18 protein-coding genes are annotated in these 17840 nt (G+C 62.6%); 4 read left to right on the top strand and 14 right to left on the bottom strand.

The genetic code is table 11. The annotated features are described in order from the left end of the window. Positions 1 to 385: 385 nt before the first annotated feature. The gene (locus BAUR9175_RS16770) at positions 386 to 2206 is read right to left on the bottom strand and encodes a flavin-containing monooxygenase (RefSeq protein WP_101584609.1); all 1821 of its coding nucleotides are present in this window, start codon (positions 2204 to 2206) and stop codon (positions 386 to 388) included. 113 nt (positions 2207 to 2319) lie between these two features. Here BAUR9175_RS16770 and BAUR9175_RS16765 point away from each other — a divergent pair, with 113 nt between their 5' ends. Further along, entirely contained in the window at positions 2320 to 3489 is a 1170-nt protein-coding gene (locus BAUR9175_RS16765; protein WP_029417461.1) for a GAF domain-containing protein, read from the top strand. A 37-nt stretch (positions 3490 to 3526) separates the two neighbouring features. Here the strand turns inward: BAUR9175_RS16765 and BAUR9175_RS16760 are convergent, their stop codons facing one another. Beyond that, on the bottom strand, positions 3527 to 4180 hold the full coding sequence (locus BAUR9175_RS16760) for a hypothetical protein (protein ID WP_096147047.1): 654 nt from the start codon (positions 4178 to 4180) through the stop codon (positions 3527 to 3529). Positions 4181 to 4294: 114 nt separating this feature from the next. Between BAUR9175_RS16760 and BAUR9175_RS16755 the strand changes: the two genes are divergently transcribed. Next, complete coding sequence (locus tag BAUR9175_RS16755; protein ID WP_092104047.1) at positions 4295 to 4903, top strand: TetR/AcrR family transcriptional regulator; 609 nt, start codon at positions 4295 to 4297, stop codon at positions 4901 to 4903. Here the strand turns inward: BAUR9175_RS16755 and BAUR9175_RS16750 are convergent. From BAUR9175_RS16750 to BAUR9175_RS16735, 4 genes are all read right to left on the bottom strand, one after another. Next, positions 4894 to 5313 carry a VOC family protein gene (locus BAUR9175_RS16750; protein WP_009884344.1) on the bottom strand — a complete coding sequence of 140 codons (420 nt, stop codon included), beginning with the start codon at positions 5311 to 5313 and terminating at the stop codon, positions 4894 to 4896. The two genes, BAUR9175_RS16755 and BAUR9175_RS16750, sit on opposite strands and share 10 nt — an antisense overlap. Positions 5314 to 5447: 134 nt before the next feature. Further along, positions 5448 to 6281: a helix-turn-helix transcriptional regulator gene (locus BAUR9175_RS16745; RefSeq protein ID WP_035279277.1), complete on the bottom strand. Its 834-nt coding sequence runs from the start codon at positions 6279 to 6281 to the stop codon at positions 5448 to 5450. A gap of 86 nt (positions 6282 to 6367) precedes the next feature. Further along, complete coding sequence (locus BAUR9175_RS16740) at positions 6368 to 7282, bottom strand: arylamine N-acetyltransferase family protein (protein WP_180959269.1); 915 nt, start codon at positions 7280 to 7282, stop codon at positions 6368 to 6370. Between the two features lie 31 nt (positions 7283 to 7313). Continuing rightward, positions 7314 to 7643, bottom strand: coding sequence for an ArsR/SmtB family transcription factor (locus tag BAUR9175_RS16735; RefSeq protein WP_096168239.1), 330 nt, complete (start codon positions 7641 to 7643; stop codon positions 7314 to 7316). A 48-nt stretch (positions 7644 to 7691) separates the two neighbouring features. Between BAUR9175_RS16735 and BAUR9175_RS16730 the strand changes: the two genes are divergently transcribed. Beyond that, positions 7692 to 8972 (top strand): MFS transporter, encoded by a 1281-nt coding sequence (locus tag BAUR9175_RS16730; protein WP_240513810.1) that lies wholly within the window; start codon positions 7692 to 7694, stop codon positions 8970 to 8972. 22 nt (positions 8973 to 8994) lie between these two features. On the opposite strand, the gene BAUR9175_RS16725 is transcribed toward BAUR9175_RS16730, so the two are convergent. The 7 genes from BAUR9175_RS16725 to BAUR9175_RS16695 all read right to left on the bottom strand — a co-directional run bounded on the left by BAUR9175_RS16725 (position 8995) and on the right by BAUR9175_RS16695 (position 15622). Beyond that, positions 8995 to 9837, bottom strand: coding sequence for an urea carboxylase-associated family protein (locus BAUR9175_RS16725; RefSeq protein ID WP_069599462.1), 843 nt, complete (start codon positions 9835 to 9837; stop codon positions 8995 to 8997). Between the two features lie 64 nt (positions 9838 to 9901). Next, the gene (locus BAUR9175_RS16720) at positions 9902 to 11437 is read right to left on the bottom strand and encodes a tripartite tricarboxylate transporter permease (RefSeq protein ID WP_180959268.1); all 1536 of its coding nucleotides are present in this window, start codon (positions 11435 to 11437) and stop codon (positions 9902 to 9904) included. After that, positions 11434 to 11982, bottom strand: coding sequence for a tripartite tricarboxylate transporter TctB family protein (locus tag BAUR9175_RS16715; protein WP_009884336.1), 549 nt, complete (start codon positions 11980 to 11982; stop codon positions 11434 to 11436). Before BAUR9175_RS16715 ends, BAUR9175_RS16720 begins: the two co-directional genes overlap by 4 nt. Next, positions 11979 to 12911, bottom strand: a complete 933-nt coding sequence (locus tag BAUR9175_RS16710; RefSeq protein ID WP_164513787.1) for a Bug family tripartite tricarboxylate transporter substrate binding protein — start codon at positions 12909 to 12911, stop codon at positions 11979 to 11981. The genes BAUR9175_RS16715 and BAUR9175_RS16710 overlap by 4 nt, the downstream gene beginning before the upstream one ends. Positions 12912 to 13139: 228 nt before the next feature. Further along, a complete protein-coding gene (locus tag BAUR9175_RS16705) occupies positions 13140 to 13418 on the bottom strand; it encodes a hypothetical protein (protein ID WP_009884334.1) in 279 nt (92 codons plus the stop codon). Between the two features lie 330 nt (positions 13419 to 13748). Next, positions 13749 to 15035 (bottom strand): adenylosuccinate synthase, encoded by a 1287-nt coding sequence (locus BAUR9175_RS16700; protein ID WP_101584602.1) that lies wholly within the window; start codon positions 15033 to 15035, stop codon positions 13749 to 13751. 86 nt (positions 15036 to 15121) lie between these two features. Continuing rightward, positions 15122 to 15622: a DinB family protein gene (locus BAUR9175_RS16695; RefSeq protein WP_101584612.1), complete on the bottom strand. Its 501-nt coding sequence runs from the start codon at positions 15620 to 15622 to the stop codon at positions 15122 to 15124. Between the two features lie 198 nt (positions 15623 to 15820). Between BAUR9175_RS16695 and BAUR9175_RS16690 the strand changes: the two genes are divergently transcribed. Beyond that, entirely contained in the window at positions 15821 to 17092 is a 1272-nt protein-coding gene (locus BAUR9175_RS16690) for an aminotransferase-like domain-containing protein (protein ID WP_101584611.1), read from the top strand. Here the strand turns inward: BAUR9175_RS16690 and BAUR9175_RS16685 are convergent. Beyond that, a complete protein-coding gene (locus BAUR9175_RS16685; protein WP_096161037.1) occupies positions 17086 to 17793 on the bottom strand; it encodes a TetR/AcrR family transcriptional regulator in 708 nt (235 codons plus the stop codon). The two genes, BAUR9175_RS16690 and BAUR9175_RS16685, sit on opposite strands and share 7 nt — an antisense overlap. Between the last annotated feature and the right edge of the window lie 47 nt (positions 17794 to 17840).

Genomic DNA, 17840 nt, shown 5'->3' with positions numbered 1-17840 from the left:
CAATGGTCGGCTCGAGCACCTTCGAGGATCGGCACTCGGGTTTCGTAACCTGACTCATTACATCGCGAGGTGCCTACTTGAGTCCGGTGGTTTCAGACCGGTTCTACACTCTTATTTACGATGAGCCCGATTATCGCCTGCTCCAGGCCAAGATCCGCCGCCTTCTGGGCTTGACATGATTCGCATTGAGGCAGTCCAAAATGAGACGGCTCGCGATCTCGCATCTCGAGCCAGCCATCAGCAGCGCTCTCGGCCATCAGCAGCACTCTCAGCCCCCGAGTTGAAATGTCACGACAGGGCAGAACTTCTTAGGTGGTCGAAATGGGCTGATTCGGACAATCGGAATCAGCCCATTTCGACCACTTTAGGCAGGCACACAACGAGGTCAGCTCAGGTGGTGCACATCCTGCAACCCGTACACCGGGGTATCCAACCCCTCATAGCGCGCCTTGAGCTGGAGCCCCAAGTACAGCGAGTAGTGCCGTGACTGGTGGAGGTTGCCGCCCATAAACCAGAGGTTCTCCTGCTGAGTGGGTTTCCACATGTTCCGCTCCTCACCCTCCCACGGGCCAGGGTCCTTGGTGGTATCGGAGCCGAGGCCCCAGCATTTGCCCACCTTGTCCGCAGTCTCCTGATCCACGAGATCGGCCACCCAGCCATTCATCGAGCCGTATCCGGTGGCGTAGACGACAAGGTCGGCAGGCAGCTCGGTCCCATCGGCAAGCACCACCGAGCCCTCGGTCAGATGATCGACGTCTCCCTTGGCTAGCTTCACCTTGCCGTCGGCGACGAGTTCTGCCGAGCCGACGTCGATGTAGTAGCCCGAGCCGCGGCGCAGGTATTTGAGGAAGAGCCCGGACTCGTCGTCGCCGAAGTCGAGATCGAAACCGGCGTCTTCCATGCGCTGGTAGAAGTCCTTGTCGCGTTCCTTCATCTGGTCGTAGAGCGGAATCTGGAATTCGTGCATGATCCGATACGGCAAGGAGGCGAAGATGAGGTCGGCCTTCTCGGTCGTCACGCCGTTGGCCAGCGCCTTCTCCGAGTAGAGGTCGCCGAGCCCGATCTCCATGAGGGAGTCGCTTTTGACGATGTGCGTGCTCGAGCGCTGCACCATCGTGACATCGGCACCGTGTTCGTAGAGCGCTCCGCAGATGTCGAAGGCGGAGTTGTTGCTGCCGATGACGACGACGTTCTTACCGGTGTAGGCGTCTGGTCCACGGTGTTCCGAAGAGTGCTGTTGCTCGCCCTTGAAGATATCGGCACCGCGGAACGTTGGGACATTCGGCTTGCCGGACATGCCCGTGGCCATGACGAGCTGTGTCGGGTGCAGAGTGACCTTCTCACCATTGCGCTCGACCTCGACCGTCCACTGCTGCGATTCTTCGTCGTACCTCGCCGAGGTGGCTGCTGTCGAAGACCAGTACGGAATCTCCATCACCTTGGTGTAGAACTCCAACCAATCGGCGATCTTGTCTTTGGGTGCGAAAACCGGCCAGTTGTCGGGGAACTTGAGGTAGGGCAGGTGGTCGTACCAGACCGGGTCGTGCAGGCACAGTGACTTGTACCGTGAACGCCACTGGTCTCCCGGCCTCTCCCACCGGTCGATGACGAGCGCCGGGACTCCCATCTGACGCAGGCGAGCGCCGAGCGCAATGCCGCCCTGTCCCCCGCCGACGACGAGAGTGTACGGCTGTGCGGTGTCTCCCCAGGCTGCGTCCTCCTCCGCGAGTTTCTCCGACCAGCTCTTCCGCTCAGGATCGACGCCATGCTCGGCCCCCTTGACTCGTCGGTCTCCGCGAGGCTCTTCATAGCCTGTCAGTTCCTGCAACGAGGTGAGCATGGTCCATGCCTTGGCCCCGTCCTCGTCGCTGAGCCGAACCAGACCCTTGCCGCGGCCGACAGAGGTGGCGAAGGTGAACCAAGCTTCGGCGACTCCGTCGGCGGTGGTGGCGGGATCGCTGAGCTCGAAATCTGATGGTGCGACCCGGTCCGCGTTCACGGTCAGCAGGTCCCTGACCCCGTCATGGTTCTCTACCGTATTGAGGTTCCACGTGAAAGACACGAGATCCCTCCAGTAGCTGGCAGTGGCGAACAGTCCCACTGCGGCTTCGACGTCACGCGCCCGCAGTGCGGACTCGAACTCGTTGAGCCATTCGGTCGCGATGTCATCGGCGGTGAGCTGCGTGCGATCAATTGTCGTTGTCATGTCACTCCTCTTCGTTGAGCTGTGTGTCCTCAAGCTATCCCGCCAAGAACAGCCGCGGAAGAGTTGCATCGAGTTGCATGGTCAGTGCCGACGACCGCACCTATACTCGTCATATGCCTCAGCCGGATCTGGCGCATCTCGCCAGAGATCTGACACGCATTCACGATGCCGTGATCACCGGCGCATCGCCGCCGGAGCAGCCGCGAGCGCTCGTTGCGCGCTCGTGGGATCGAATGCTGCGCTTGGGCCTCGACCCAGCGGGCAGTAATCGCAGAATCTTCGCCGCCGAGGCGGATGTGGAATCCCGAAGGCACCGTTCGAAGCTGCGCCTCATCGTCGAGGAGCTGAAATCCGTGTTGCTGAGGATGCCAGATGCAGGCAGCTTCATCCTTGTCGTCGCCGATGCTGAGGGCGTGATCCTGTGGCGAGATGGCGCCACCGCAGCCAGACGTCAGGCGGATTCGCTGGGATTCGTCGAGGGCGCCCACTGGTCCGAGTCCAGGGTGGGCACGAATGCCATCGGCACTGCTCTGGCCGAGGAGGCCGCGGTCCAGCTGTTCTCCGCGGAGCACTTCGAAACGTCGCAGCATCCCTGGTATTGCAGTGCGGTTCCCATCCACGATCCCATCGATGGCAGCCTGCTCGGCGTCGTCGACATCAGCGGGCCAGCACTCACCCTCCATCCTGCCGTGCAGTCTCTGGTCACAACTGCCGTCCATCTGGCGCAGGCGAGGCTCTCGCTCATCCAGCAGGAGCAGCTGAGCAGCCTGCGCAATCGCATGTCGACAGTCCTCAGCGGCAGTCACGGTCCTGCGCTGGTCGTCGACGACGATGGATGGGTCGCCTATCAGCAGGGTGTGCGCAGCCGCGATCGGATCGAAGTGCCGGCACCTGACCGCACGATCCTCATCCCCGGCGCTGGACTGTGCCTGCCGGAGAAGATCACCGGCGGCTGGCTGCTGAGACCAGCAGACACTGTCGACGATGCACAAGTCTCGGTCACGCTGCGACAGACAAGCCAACCCGCGGTGCTCGAGATCAACTCCGGCGGTGATCCGCTCACCGTTCCGCTCACGCCACGGCGTGCGCAGATCCTCGCCGCGATCACTTCTGCGGGGCCTTCTGGAATCAGCGCTGCCGATCTCAGTCGCACGCTCTACGGCGATGCCGAGCATCTGGTCACGGTGCGTGCAGAAGTCTCCCGCCTCCGCCGCTCGATCGGCGCGCTTCTTGCGACTCAGCCTTATCGCTGGGCAGAGGGCGTCAGCGCGAGACGCGTGTAGTCCAGCATGACCCGCAGGTGAGAAAGCACGTGCAGGATCAGTTTCCAGCCGCGTCGAGCCACCACCGATAGCGCATGCGCAGTGCTCTTTCCGTGCTGGCGAGCGCGGCAACGAGACCCAGACCGATCGACAGCCATAGGGGAAGGTGGATCAACGGCTCGACGGGCCCGATCTGTTCAGCAATCGGCGGAATTCTCAAGATCGGCACGGCGATCTGCTGCAGCAGCAGGCAGACGCCCACCAGCAGCGCAACTATTGAGACTATTCCGATCAGCCGGCTCAGTTGTGGCCGGCGCTCGTCGAGACGGGCTCGGCGGCCTTCCGCGGAATGAACATCGGGGCGCATTTGCCGTTCAATTCCGGCATCGGACACGAAATGGCAGCGCTTCAATCCGAAATTGCTGGCGGCAACTTCAATCGCTCCGCCCTCGACCGGGAAGACTGCGGGGGCCCGGGATACTGCGTGCTGGAGGCCATTGCGATAGAGAAACACCTTCACGTAGCCGTTCTCGTCCGTCTTCCACTGCCGCACGTCCACTGAGTATTCACTGCAGCGACCAGTCGAATCGGCGATGTCCAGGTGGAACAGTGACCTGCCCAGCAGCTGCCACCAACGGAATCTCTGCACGAGCCTCCCATCACCGGGCTCGATTCGTCTGACCGCTCGCCGCCTGCGCCATTGCTGAAACATCTGGGGCCCTCCCTGGCACTCGACACAGGACCAACACGGCGTGTTGGTAGAAACACCTGTACACTAACACAGTGTGTTGGTCGGATGAATCGCAGAGAAGAAGCCGGTATGTGAATGAGTAAACGTGAGTACTCGAACACCCGTGAGCGAATACTCGCCGCAGCCGCAGACATCATCGCCGAAGACGGCATAACGGCGAAGCTGAGCGTACGGGCGATCGCTGCGCGAGTAGGGGTGAGTACAGGGTCGCTGCGCCACCACTTCCCCACCCAGCAGGCACTGCGGGACGAAGTCATGCGGCGCGCCTATGACTGGATGCTGCCCGACACCGACATCCACAACTCCACACTTCCTGCCCGGGATCGGCTGGTCGAATGCCTTCGTCAAGTGCTGGCTACAGCCAGAGCCGGATCTGAAGCACGCGAGGCGATGACGGCGGTCAGCACTGCTTTCATCGTCGCGGACCAGAACGAACAGGTCCGCGAAACGTACCTCGCTATTCAGCGTGATGGGCAACGCAGAACAGAGGATTGGCTGCGCGTGCTCGCCGATGAGGGCGGGATCCCCAACCGAGGCGACATCCCACGCTTTGCGCGCTTCCTGTGCACCGTCCTCGATGGCATCGCCCTCGAACGGGCTCTGCCTGCCGAGGACTCACTCGCGCAGCTGGAGACGCAGACTCTCTACGTAGCGGCCGACGCAGTGCTCGGGCATCACTCCTGATCTGCGCCCGCACCCCGATACGTCCCGAAGCTCCACAGCACACCTTCGGGGTCGGTGACGCTGAAGTCCTTGGATCCGTAGTCCTGTTCGGTCAGCCCCATGACCTTCGTGGCACCGGCTGCGATCGCGCGATGATAGAGCTCCTCAACCCGGCCCGTGGCGATGTAGACCGAGCCGGCTGCGACTCCGGTCTTCGTCATGACACCGCCGTCATCGCGGACCGAACCGAGCATGACTCCCCCTCTTTCTGGCCAACGCAGTTCGGCGTGGTCGACTCGCTCGGGATCATCGGCGTTCGTGTATTCGGCGGCGACTTCGAAGCCGAAGGCGTCCTGTAGGAACGCGATCGCGGCCTTTGCATCTCGGTAGCGAAATGTCGGCCAGACATTGGTTCCGGTGGTCGTTGACATGATGTGTCCTTTCCTCGTCGTATCGGTCCACACCATCGTGGCCCCGGCGCCACCTCGGCGGCTTGGACATTTGGGAACTGCGCGGGCCGCGGAGACAAAGGGTGCAGCTGCACCGACGCTCGCCGAGGCGGCGCTTACCGATCCAGCGACCAGCGATCTCGGTCCTGCCGCACCACGGGGTCCTGGGTCAGCCACAGGGACGGGCTGGTCCCTGTGAGCAGTCGGAAGTCGCGGTTGAGATGGGATTGGTCGGCATAACCGCAGGTCGCGGCGATATCTGCCAACGTTCGAGACTGCGCCGAGATCATTCGTCTCGCCCGATCGAATCGCATGACCCGCGCCGCTTCCTTGGGTCCGATGCCGAATTCTGCACGGAACACTCCGTTGAGGTGGCGTCTGCTCCAACCGATCCGATTCGCCACAAGTGAGACGGGCAGCCCGCCGTGACTGCGGGCGATCTGCTTCCAGGAGCTGACCACCTCGGGCCGAGGCTGGGTGCCTTCGTGGACGGCGCGCACGAGGACCTCGTCGATGGCGTCGAAGCGGGCAGACCAGGTCGTGGCTTCGTTGACGCGTTCGTGCAGCTCGGCGGCGATGGGGCGTGAGATCTCGGCAAGGTCGTGCGTGCGGTGAGCGAGGTCGACGGCAGGGGTGTCGAAGAGGATGCGAGGAGCGAAGGGGGTGAAGTTGATCTGGATTCCGGCCATTGCACCGTTGTGCCTGATGAGGGTGGGCCGCAGATGCAGGCCTGCGAGCAGTACGTCGAAGGACTCGGTGCTTTCGGTTGCCGCGTCGTATTGGTGCAGCGGTTCGTCGATGGAGACGATGAACGTCAGGGTGCCCGATGGCAGCCCGAGATGTGTCCCGGCCGGGACGCCCGAAACGTCGTAGGCGACATAGTCACCCACGAAGGGGCTCAGGCGCGGGTGTGGCCTGCGAATGAGGTCATCCCGAGTCGCCGCGGACATGACAGCAGTGTAGACCCGGGGTCTGACACGGGCCTGGTCCACCGGCCGCTGTTCAGGTCTGCCCGCAGATCCTCAGACCGGGCACTTCACCCCTCAGCGGTCGCGCTCCACACCAGGTCAGTGAATTCCCTGTCGAGGTCGAGTCCGAATTCAGTCGACAGCACCTCGGCGAATTCCGTGGCATCAGACAGGGTCCGTTCGTGTCGGTCGGGTCGCACACCGCCGATCATGCGCCGCAGTCGGCGCCCCTCCAAAGTGACCCGGCCGCCGTCGGGAAGCGGCAGGGCGAGAATGGGCGGACCGGTGAAGCGTGACCCGGGCTTCGTCGAGGTGAACCAGTTCGCCAGCTCGAGATCCATCTGCTGACGAGGGACCTCACTGAAGGCGTAGACGGTGCGAAATTCCTGGTCATCACGGGTTCGTGATTGGAGCACCCAGTCGCTGTCAGCCCGCAGCTGCGGCGTGAGAGCAGTCCTCACGGGGACCAATCGGTGCTCGCCGTGAGGCGTCATTCTCGCGGCAGCAGATTCGGAGAGTTCGAGCGCGGCTTCCGGTGTGCCCCCGCCGAAGCCTGGATCGATGAGAAGACGACGGCCGTCGAGGTCGACGATGGTCGCCTGGTGAGTCAGTGCTCCCGGGGCAGTCTGCCCATCGCCGAGGTGGACCCGAGCCAGAATCGGATGTGCGCTCAGCCCCAATTCGGTGACGACCCCGCGGATGAGTGCGGCATGTTCGTGGCAGTATCCGCCCCGGCCGTCGGTGAGCAGTTTGTCCGCGGCTCCGTCGACGTCGATCGCGACGGCCTTGAGGTCACCCCTGGCGCGAAAGGCGGTGACATCGAGATTCTCAAAGCAGATCGCGTGCGTGTGCGCGACCAGGATTTCGTCGAGTAGGTCGACAATCTGCGCATACGATCCCTGCGCGCGTCGGCGAAGCTCGGGGACGGAATCACTGAGCACGAGCCGTTTCGCATAACGGCTGAGAAGCGATGCATGAGTCATGTGTCCACCTCCATTGGGGGCTGTGTCGGCCTCACTCCTGCAACGCAGACTCCGCCTGCAGTACTGACTCCAGCAGGCCCGGGAAACGAGCATCGATATCGTCTCGGCGCAACGTCAGGCGACGGTTCCGGCCGTGCAGTTCGCTGATGATGACGCCGGCTTCGCGCAGCACCTTGACCTGATGCGAGCGCGTCGACTTCGGCACATCCGGACCAAGAGCCGAGCAGTCAACCATGTCCAGCGGCCCGGATCGCAGCTGCTGGACCAGAGCCAGTCTGGCCTCGTCGCTCAGCGCGAATAGCACAGACGTCAGTTCGATGTCCTCACGATCGGGATGCGGCAGTTTCTCATTGGCAACCATAGTTCGATAATAGTTGAACTGTTTGAGAATGTCGTATAGCCTCCAAGAATGGTTCCAAAAGTTTCGAACACTATGGAAGAAGCTCCTGCTCCCGCAGTTCAGCCGGCACCCACCTATGTCTGGTGGTCGCGCGAGCGCTGGCGTCTGCGCCTGGTCCTGATAGCCACCTCGGCGATGATGGCCGGAGCGAGCGCTCCGTCGCCGTTCTACCCCGTCATCCAGGCCGATTTCGGCTTCGCCCCGGTGATGATCACGGTGGTCTTCGCCGCCTATGCCGTGGCATTGCTGGCAGCGCTGCTGACTGCCGGTGCCCTCTCCGACCACATCGGACGCCGCCCCGTCATCTGCGCGGCGTTCGTCGTACTCGCCATCAGCATGTTTCTGTTCTGGCATGCCGACAGCGCCGCGACACTAATTCTTTCCCGAGTGGTGCAAGGCATCGCCAGCGGAATCCTGCTGTCGACACTGTCGGCCACGGTCGTCGATTTGGAACTGCCGCACAAACCGGGCTCGGCCTCTTCGTGGAATGCAATCTCGGCAATGGCGGGATTGGCCATCGGCGGACTCTTCGCGGGAGCGACTCTCGCTGTATTCGTCGACGGCAACGGAGCCGCAGTGGTCTTCGGAACTCTCGTAGCAACGTATCTGCTGCTGGCTGGCATCATTTGGATCCTGCCGGAGACCTCGGCCCGACGCCGAGGCGCGTGGGCATCGTTGCTGCCGCGCGCGGCTCTGCCCCGGGAGGTCCGCAAGGCGTTCCTGTTCGCTGTGCCGGCCTTCATCGCCGGCTGGGCCACGGGAGGCCTGTACCTCTCGCTCGGTGCCAACATCATCACCAGCGAGTTCCATTCGAGTTCCCACCTGGTCAGCGGTCTCATCGTCACGATGCTAGCCGGGGCCGGAGGACTGGCCGGATTCTTCATGCGCAATCGATCCGCGCGCACCGTCACCCTCTACGGCACGATCTCACTCGCCGTCGGCAGCACTCTGACTCTGGTGGCTCTGACTCTCACTTCGCCCGAACTGTACTGCCTCGCCGTCATCATCACCGGAACCGGGTTCGGCACCGCCTTCCCGGGTGCGCTGAAGACCATCCAGGCAGTCGTGAAGCCGGAGGCCAACGCCGAGGTGATGGCTGCAGTCTTCGTCGTCTGCTACCTCGCCTTCGGCCTTCCCGTCGTCATCGCCGGGGTCCTCGTCCCCGCCATCGGACTCTTCGCAACCGCGTGCTGGTACGGCGGTTTCGTGGCCCTTCTCGCTCTCTGCGCGGCACTCCTGCGCTGGTTCAGCGGCGGAGGCCGGCATTTCGCCGACACCCAGAGCGCCTAAAATCCTGCCAGAGCGCTGAAGGTCACGCCCAGGTCTGTGGCTTCAGTCCGTGCTGGCCGCGGTAGTTCGGCGACTCGGGTTCGCTCCAATCGCCGAGGAGGTTCTCCGGCAGCGCATAGACCGTGACCTTGAGCGGGTGACAGTTCTCGACCGGGTCCTCGTTGCCCTCGCCGAACATCGGAGCGGAGAGATCTCCACCCGGGCAGGCAGAGAGTGCTGCCAGCAGGTCCTGCTCGGCGAAGAACTCGAAGTAATCCCCGGGCGTCGCCGGGCATGTCTTCATGAAGTATTCGTCGTTGTCGTTCAGGCCGGTGCACTGAAAGACGTTGAGCACATCGTGAACGTCGAACTCCGTCAGACCGTACGGCAAGATCGCACGCACCAGGTTCGAGTGGCAGTGGTAGTCGAAGTCGACGCCGTTGAGCATCGTGTTGACGTAGGGATCGCAACGCGTACCCAAAGTGTCATGAAGTCGACCGCCCTCGGCGTCAGTGCCGTAATCGGCCAGGGTGTCACCGACGATCGTCGCCATCGGGCGCAGGAACGGCAGCGTCGACCACAGTCGGTCGAACGTCGAGACGTGCGCGGCCTGCAGCTGACGGGTCCTCGAGGCCCAGAACCGTTCCCTGGGATCATGTCGGTTCCACAGGTTGAGGTCACCGACCTGCGGTCCCTCGACGGTCGAGATCCGGCAGACGTGGCCGGCTGGCACCTCCCAGGCCTGACCTGAACGGATCGGGATGGTGAACTCCTCGACTACGCGACGGTCTTCGACCTGCTGGCCGATGGGACCGTAGTAGTCACGGTCCGCCTCGAGCGCAGGGCCTTGGTAGGCGGCTTCGGTCAATCGCGGATTGTGCGACATGAGCGGTCCTTTCCTGGAATCGTCGGCGTCGGTCAAGCTCTCCGTATGCTCAACTGATGCGAGCCTATCGGGTCACCGACTCGTCGTCGGCATCGCTCTTCGACTTCCCTTGCAGCCGCTTACCCACCATCTGCTTCCACGGCAGTGCGGTCAGCAGAGCCAACACTGCGATGCCGAGGAACAGCAGAACGAGCGGTTGGGAGATCATCGCCCAGAAGTCACCGCCGGTCAGGCCGAGTGCCTGCTGCAGATTGCGTTCGAGCATCTCACCCAGGACGATGCCGATGACCAGTAGCGCCGGCGACATTCCCACCAGGCGCATGACGTAGCCCAGTGCACCGAAGGCCAGTGCAATGTAGACGTCGGTGACTGAGTTGTGGATGCTGTAGCAGGAGATGAGGGCGAGCATGAGGATCGTCGGCGCCATGAATGGCATCGGGATGGCGAGGATCTTCGCCAGAAGAGGCGAGGCCCCAATGTTGATGATCATTCCGAAGATTGCGCTGACAAGCAGTGCGCCAATGATCGTCCAGCCAAGAACAGGATTGGCCTCGAAGAAGCCCGGACCCGGGTTGAGCCCGTACATCATGAGGTAGGCGAGCAAGACCGCAGTGGTGCCTGAACCGGGAATGCCCAGTGTCAGAAGAGGGACCATGGAGCCGGAGACCGCCGCGTTGTTCGCCGCCTCCGGCGCGACCAATCCTCTGACAGCGCCCTTGCCCATGCCCGCCGATGCCGGAGCGAGGCGTTTCTCGAGACCGTAGGAGAAGAACGCTGCGATCGTTGCCCCCGCCCCCGGCAGCACACCGGCGATGAAGCCGATGATCGAACCACGCAGCCCGGGAAGTGTGCCCTGCTTGAGCTCGGCACCGGTCGGAAAGAAGCGACCGGTCAGGCTTGAGATGGCACGGGAGTCCTTGCTCATCGTCGTGCTGGCCAGAATCTCGCCGATACCGAAGACGCCGATGATCGCGACGATCGGTTCGATGCCCTCCAACAGGGTGGACGATCCGAAGGTGAACCGCGGCAGGCCAGATTGGAGCTCGATGCCGATGGTGGACATCGCCACGCCAAGGGCGACAGCAGTCAGCCCGAGCATCGGTGCCGATCCGACCAGAGTCGCACTGAGAACGAGCGCCATGACGACGACGGAGAAGTAGACAGCCGGACCGAAAGCGAGCCCCAGCTGCGACATCGGTCCGGCAAGGAACGCCAGACCCAGGAAAGCCAGGATGCTTCCGAGGAACGAGGCCAGCGCGGAGATCGACAGGGCTGTCGCGGCCTTGCCCTTGAGTGCCATCGGGTGGCCGTCGAGAGTCGTCATGATCGCACCCGGATCGCCGGGAATGTTCAGCAGAATCGCCGAGATCCGCCCGCCGTATTCGGCTCCCAGATAGAGCGAGACCATCAGCGGCAGTGAGAGTTCGGCCGGCAAGGTGATGGCCACTGGCAGGAGCAGAGCGATCGAAGTGGAAGGACCGACTCCGGGGAGCAGACCGGCTACGGTTCCCAGGACTACCCCCAGGAGGATGACAAGCAGCAGGATTGGTGATGTTGCGATGGAACCGAGCGCTCCGAACAGATCGTTGAGGGTGTTCACAGTCCCAGACCTCCGAACACCAGGTACTCCAGCCAGCCGACAGGCAGGAGCACATTCAGCCAAACGTCGAAGATGAGGAACAGGATCATCCCGATGATCAATCCGAGGAAAAGCACCCACACGGCCTTGCGCAGGCTTAAGCGGACTCCGAACACAGTCATCGTCGTGAGCACGGAAAAGATCGCGGCCGCCTCGGCGAACCCGATGAGGAAGATGGAGGCGGTGAACAGAGCAAACAGGACGATGCACCACAGGACGTGGAGGAGCTCACTTCCGGTGACCGGGCGAACGTCGGCTTTCCCGCGCAGCATCGACACGATGCCCAGCAGCGTGGTGCAGAGCAGGACGATGCCGACGACGAGGGGGAACATCTTCGGCCCGACGCCGTCGTCGGTTTCGGCGTTGGGCAATAGAAGTGCGTTGACGAGGTAGAACACCGCGAGGGCTGCGAGGACGATGGTAGCCACCGTCTTCGATGCCTTGGTGGTTCCAGCATCGCCCACTTCAGTCGGTGTCGCCGAGGTGGCTGCGCCTTTCGAGTTCATTTCACCAGGCCCACTTTCTTGAGCACTTCCGTGGATTCCTGTTCTTCGGGACGAATGATTGTATCGAGCCATTTGTCTCCGGGGACATAAGCTGGGTTGATACCCAACGCCTCGGACTGTTTGACGAACTCATCCGATTCGACGCTCTCCTTCAGCGCTCCCTGCCACCAGTCAACGGCCTCATCTGGCATGTCCGCGGGGCCGAAGACTCCGCGCCAATGGTTGATGGTGATGTTCATACCCAGGTCGTGCCAAGTGGGTACACCCTTTGCAGCACCGTCTTTCATGGTCTTGGGTGCAGACACAGCGATGATCTCAACGTCACCGCTTTCGACCAGTTCCACGGCTTCGGACATTCCTGTCGAGGCGACGTCGATGCGACCGCCGAGGAGTTCGTTGTTGAGGTCGCCTCCATCGGAGAAGGCAACCAGGTTCAGGTCGTTGAGATCCTTGACTCCGGACTGACTGGCGGGGCGGAGGACATTGAGCTGGTCGTCACTCGGGACGGTGCCAATTCCGAAGTTCACTGCAGCCGGATCGTCTTTGAGGCGGTCTAGAACAGTCTTTGCGGAGTCGAACTCGGATCCGGACTTGACCAGCCACACCTCGTAGTCGGTGGTGAGCTGGGCGATCGGAGTGAAATCGTCCAGGGACATATCAGTTGTGCCAGTGATGTTGGAGAGGAAGATGCGATTGGATTCGAAGACCACTGAAGTGCCGTCGTTCTCGCGTTGCAGGACAGCGGCTCGCGCGGGGTTCCCACCACCTCCGCCCATGTTCTCGATAGACATGAAGGTGTCGACGCCGGCAGCATCGAGTCCGTCCTTTGTGATGCGAGTGGTGAGGTCGAGACCGCCGCCAGGCGAACCAGCAGCAATCGCAGTCACTCGTGGAGGTGGATATCCCTCACCGCGGTCGATATCCGGCATACAGGCAGTGGTCGTGACCAAGAGCGGCAGGACCATCAGCGCAGCCAGGGGCCTTTGCGGTCGCCGTCGGAGGAACGGCGGGAAGGGTGTTCGCTTCTTCGCGAACGGGCTGAAGAACATAGTTTTTGACGCTGCCAGTCACGCCTTCTGTCCCTCAACAGATCTTGCGAAAATGAGATGAGCTTTCTGAGTGCTCAGTCCTCTAGACTCGCTCTTATTCGCAGGCCCTCACTCCTGGTCGGAGTTCGCCAGTTCGATGGTGTCGTCGAGCATGCCCGGAGTGAACGCGTCACCGGCGATCATGGACATCTGGCCCAGCGGCAGAGAGTTGAGCAGAGTCTCCATCGGGACACCGTCGGGCAGGATGCCGGAGAGCTCATCGGCAGCTCCGGACTGGCTCTCCAACTGCTCGCGCAGGACGGGTCCCGACTTGGGGTTCGCGAGCGCATCCCCCATCGTCGAGTACCGATCGATGGGCAGATGAACCTCATCCCCGTCGACCTGCACCTTCGCGCTGGTGCGCAGATCCCTGCTCGAGGCACCGACGTCGAACGTGTAGTCACCACCTTCGACGCCCCACCGGTATTCTCTGCGCTACGCACTTCCTGGCGAAACACGCTCTCCGGATAACGGAGTCATCGAGGTTCCAGTCTCCGATCCGATTCCGAAGAATGGAATCAGCGCGGCACTACCCACTGGGGTCCGAGCCTCGCACCGAAGCGAGGAAGCCATTCGCTATCTACGTCAGCACTTTGAGCATTGAAAGCACATCGGCGGTGACCTTCGCCAAGAAGATCACCGCCGATGAGACAAAGCCGTTGGAGGCCCGTCAGAAACTCAGTCCAGCAGGTCGTGCCGAACGATCGACTGTTCGCGGTCGGGACCGACGCCGATGACCGACATCCGGCAACCCGAACGCTCTTCGAGTGCGAGCACGTACTTCTGCGCGTTCTCGGGCAGGTCCTCGAACGTGCGGGCCCCGGTGATGTCCTCTGCCCAGCCTTCGAAGTATTCGAAGATGGGTTTGGCGTGGTGGAACTCGGTCTGCGACATCGGCATCTCGTCCTGGCGGACTCCGTCGACCTCGTAGGCCACGCACACGGGGATGGACTCGATGCCGGTGAGCACGTCGAGCTTCGTCAGCACGTAGTCGGTGAAGCCGTTGACGCGTGCGGCGTAGCGGGCGATGACGGCGTCGTACCAGCCGCAGCGGCGCGGGCGTCCGGTGTTGACTCCGAACTCACCGCCGGCCTTCTGCAGGTACTCCCCCATGTCATCGAAGAGCTCGGTGGGGAACGGTCCGGCACCCACACGCGTGGTGTAGGCCTTGACGATTCCGACGACCCGGTTGATGCGGGTGGGTCCGATGCCCGAGCCGACGCAGGATCCGCCGGCAGTCGGGTTCGAGGAGGTCACGAACGGGTAGGTGCCGTGGTCGACGTCGAGCATCGTGGCCTGGCCGCCCTCCATGACGATGACCTCGTCACGGTCAAGCGCGTCATTGAGCAGCTGCTCGGTCTCGGCGACGTAGGGTCGCAGTCGTTCGATGAAGGGCTTGAAGTATTCGACGATCTCCTCGACGTCGACGGCCCGACGGTTGTAGACCTTGACGAGGAGTTCGTTCTTCTGACGCAGGGAGCCTTCGATCTTCTGGCGCAGGATCGATTCATCGAAGATGTCCTGGACGCGGATGCCCAGGCGTCCGATCTTGTCCATGTACGCAGGTCCGATGCCGCGGCCGGTGGTGCCGATGGCGCGCTTGCCCAGGAATCGTTCGGTCACCTTGTCCAGGGTCTGGTGGTAGGGGGCGACGAGGTGGGCGTTGGCCGAGATCCGCAGCTTTGACGTGTCCGCCCCGCGGGATTCGAGGGCTTCGATCTCTTCGAACAGGGCTTCGAGGTTGACGACGACGCCGTTGCCGATGACCGGGGTGACATTCGGTGAGAGGATGCCTGCCGGCAGGAGTTTGAGTTCGTACTTCTCACCGCCGACGACAACCGTGTGACCCGCGTTGTTACCACCATTGGGCTTGACCACGTAGTCGACGCTGGTGCCGAGGATATCGGTCGTTTTGCCTTTACCTTCGTCGCCCCATTGGGCGCCGACGACAACGATTGCTGGCATGAGAGTTGTTCACCTCGAAGTGAAGGGAGGGGATGTCATTACCGCATTAGTCTACTGGGTCACTATGACACGACCGCGAGCAGGTTCTAGCGCTGAGTCCGCTGTGCAATGATCTGCTCACGCAAGATCTCTGCATGGCCACAATGCTGCGCCAGCTCACGCAGCATATGAAGGTAGATCCAGCGCAGCGGCATCGGCCCCGACCGGTGCCCGGTGAGCACCGTGTCCAGAGTCATCTCCTCCACCGCGTGATGTGAGCGCTCGACAGCCTGCCAATACGCCTCAGTGACGCTTTCCACCGTGTCCTCATCAGCAAGGATGAACGAGTCTCCGGAGTCACTCGGCAGTCCGTATTCGGTTCGGTACCGCCCGGTCACGACTTCCCCGAACCACACGGTCTCGACGAAGATCGCGTGCTTGGCCAAGGACAGCAGAGTCGTCCGGCTGGGCACCAGGGAACGGCGGGCCTCGTCCTCGCTCATCCCGTCCAAACAGGCCAGGAGCTTGCCCCGGTATTCGTCGACGAGTGCGGGCAGCTGTTCATCGATGGGTGCAGTCCTGATGTCACGCTCTCTGGAGTCGGCCATGGCCACCAGCATAGGCCTCACCCTCGCCGAGGTGGCCCGCCGTCGATCTGCCGACTCACCCGCCCAGCCACGCCTCTTGCCCCGCCGAGCTCGTCGTACTTATGCTGAGACCACCAGTAGTTCCGTCGTTCGGGCAAATTGCTCCTGAACATCGCCGGTGACGTCGACGTCAGGCTTGCAGCCCCGTTGGAGGTCGTCATGTCAATCGCGAGCCCGTCAGCTTCATCCTCAGCGTCATCGCGTCCCACTCTTCCCTTCGCCAGCCGGGCCGACAGCCTCGTCGGCTCTGTCATAGATTCCTCCGTGGCGATGCTCGCCGCCTACGACCACGACATCGTCAAGTTCGGCATGGGCTCACCTGCTCCCGATATGCTGCCGGCCGAGGATTTCGCTCGAATCGCGAACAGCGTCTTCACTCCGGAGAGCTTCACCTACGGGGAGACGCAGGGCGAGCCTGTCCTCATCGACGCGCTGCTGAACTACCTGCAGGAGACCGGGCAGATCCCTGCCGAGCACTTCGGCAACCGTGAGCGCCTGGTCATCACCACCGGCGGCATGCAGGGAATCGACCTCGGATTCAAACTCTTCGTCAGCCCCGGCGATCTCGTCCTCTGCGAGGCCCCCACGTACACGAACGGCTCGGCCACAGCACTGAGCTATGAAGCGGAGATCGCCGAGGTGCCCGTCGATGATGAGGGCATGCAGGTCGACGCGCTCGACGACATCGTGGCCCGGGCCGGTCGCGCCCCCTCGGTGATCTATACGGTCCCGACGTTCCAGAACCCGGCCGGTGTGACGATGTCCCTGGCCCGCCGTGAGAAGCTCCTCGAATTCGCCCACCGCCACAATTCGGTCATCCTCGAGGACAATCCGTACGGCACTCTGCGCTTCTCCGGGGAGGACATCCCCTCACTCAGCCAGCTCAGCCCCAATGATCCGCTGATCTTCGGTGTGCGCACCTTCTCGAAGTTCGTCGCCCCCGGCCTGCGCATCGGCTGGCTCGACATCGATCCCGAGCTGCGCGGCCTCATCATCAACGCCAAGCAGACCATGGACTCGTGCACGAGCCTGCCCACCCAGCACATGGTCGCGAAGTGGCTCAATGACGGAAACGCCGAGACCCACGTCGCCCACCTGCGCAGCTCTTATGGCGAGCGCAAGAACGCCATGACGTCCGGGCTCGAACGGCTCTTCGGTCAGGAGATCCGGTCAACTGATCCCGACGGGGGCTTCTTCCTGTGGGTGACGTTCAACGACGAGACCATCAACACCGAGGACCTCATGCCGGGGGCCCTGGAGGAAGGCGTGGCCTACATTCCCGGAACCGCGTTCTCCCAGACCGGTGACTTCACGAACGCGCTGCGCCTGTGCTTCGCCTCGGCGGAACCGCAGCGCATCGAAGACGGTCTGCAGCGTCTGCGCCGTGCCGTCGACAGGTACAACTCGGCTCGCTCACACGCCCGTCACTGACCCTGCCCTGACCCCTCACTCTCGCCGAGGCGGCCGACCCATTGGATGAGCAGCGCGGTCTCGGTCGTGCCCAGAATCTCCGGATGCGCTGCCGCACGTTCGATCACCGAGTGCCCTAAGTGCTGCCCATCATCGCCGGCCTGCGCTGTTCCGGTGATCGCGGCGAGCACGCCTTCACGCACTCCTGCTGAGAGATCCGGATCGGCTCGGCCCTGGATGATCAGCCGCAGTGTCACTCCGATATTCGTCGCCAGTATGTGGGCCGCGGCCTGCTCATAGCCAACCACCAGTCGACCCTGCGCCTCGGCCCGACGTGTCAGCGAACGAAGGATCTCACTCGGCTTCGACTGCGCCTCCGGTGAGTACCCCGGTCTGACCTTGCCGTACATGAGCGTGTAGAAACCGGGGTTCTCCAACCCGAAGGACACATGAGCATCCCAGCCCATCCGCAGGTCCTGGATCGGATCGCCGCTGGATTCGGAGGCGGACTTGGCAGACAGATACATGTCGAAGCCACGTTCGATGACGGCCTCGATGAGCCCCTGCTTGTTGCCGAAGAAGTGATACAGGGTAGGCATCTTCACGCCCACGGCATCGCAGACCGCGCGCAGGGAGAAGTCCTCCCCGGGGGTTGCAGCAATGAGGTCCGCAGCCGCATTGAGCAGCCGAGTCCGTGTATCAAGCGAAGCCGCCTCTGTCATGTCGCTATATTATCGTGTATTGTCGCTATAGTCAGATGTACCACCGA

This window comes from Brevibacterium aurantiacum, assembly GCF_900169065.1.
Lineage (GTDB): Bacteria > Actinomycetota > Actinomycetes > Actinomycetales > Brevibacteriaceae > Brevibacterium > Brevibacterium aurantiacum.
This window is presented reverse-complemented; position numbering and strand designations above follow the sequence as displayed.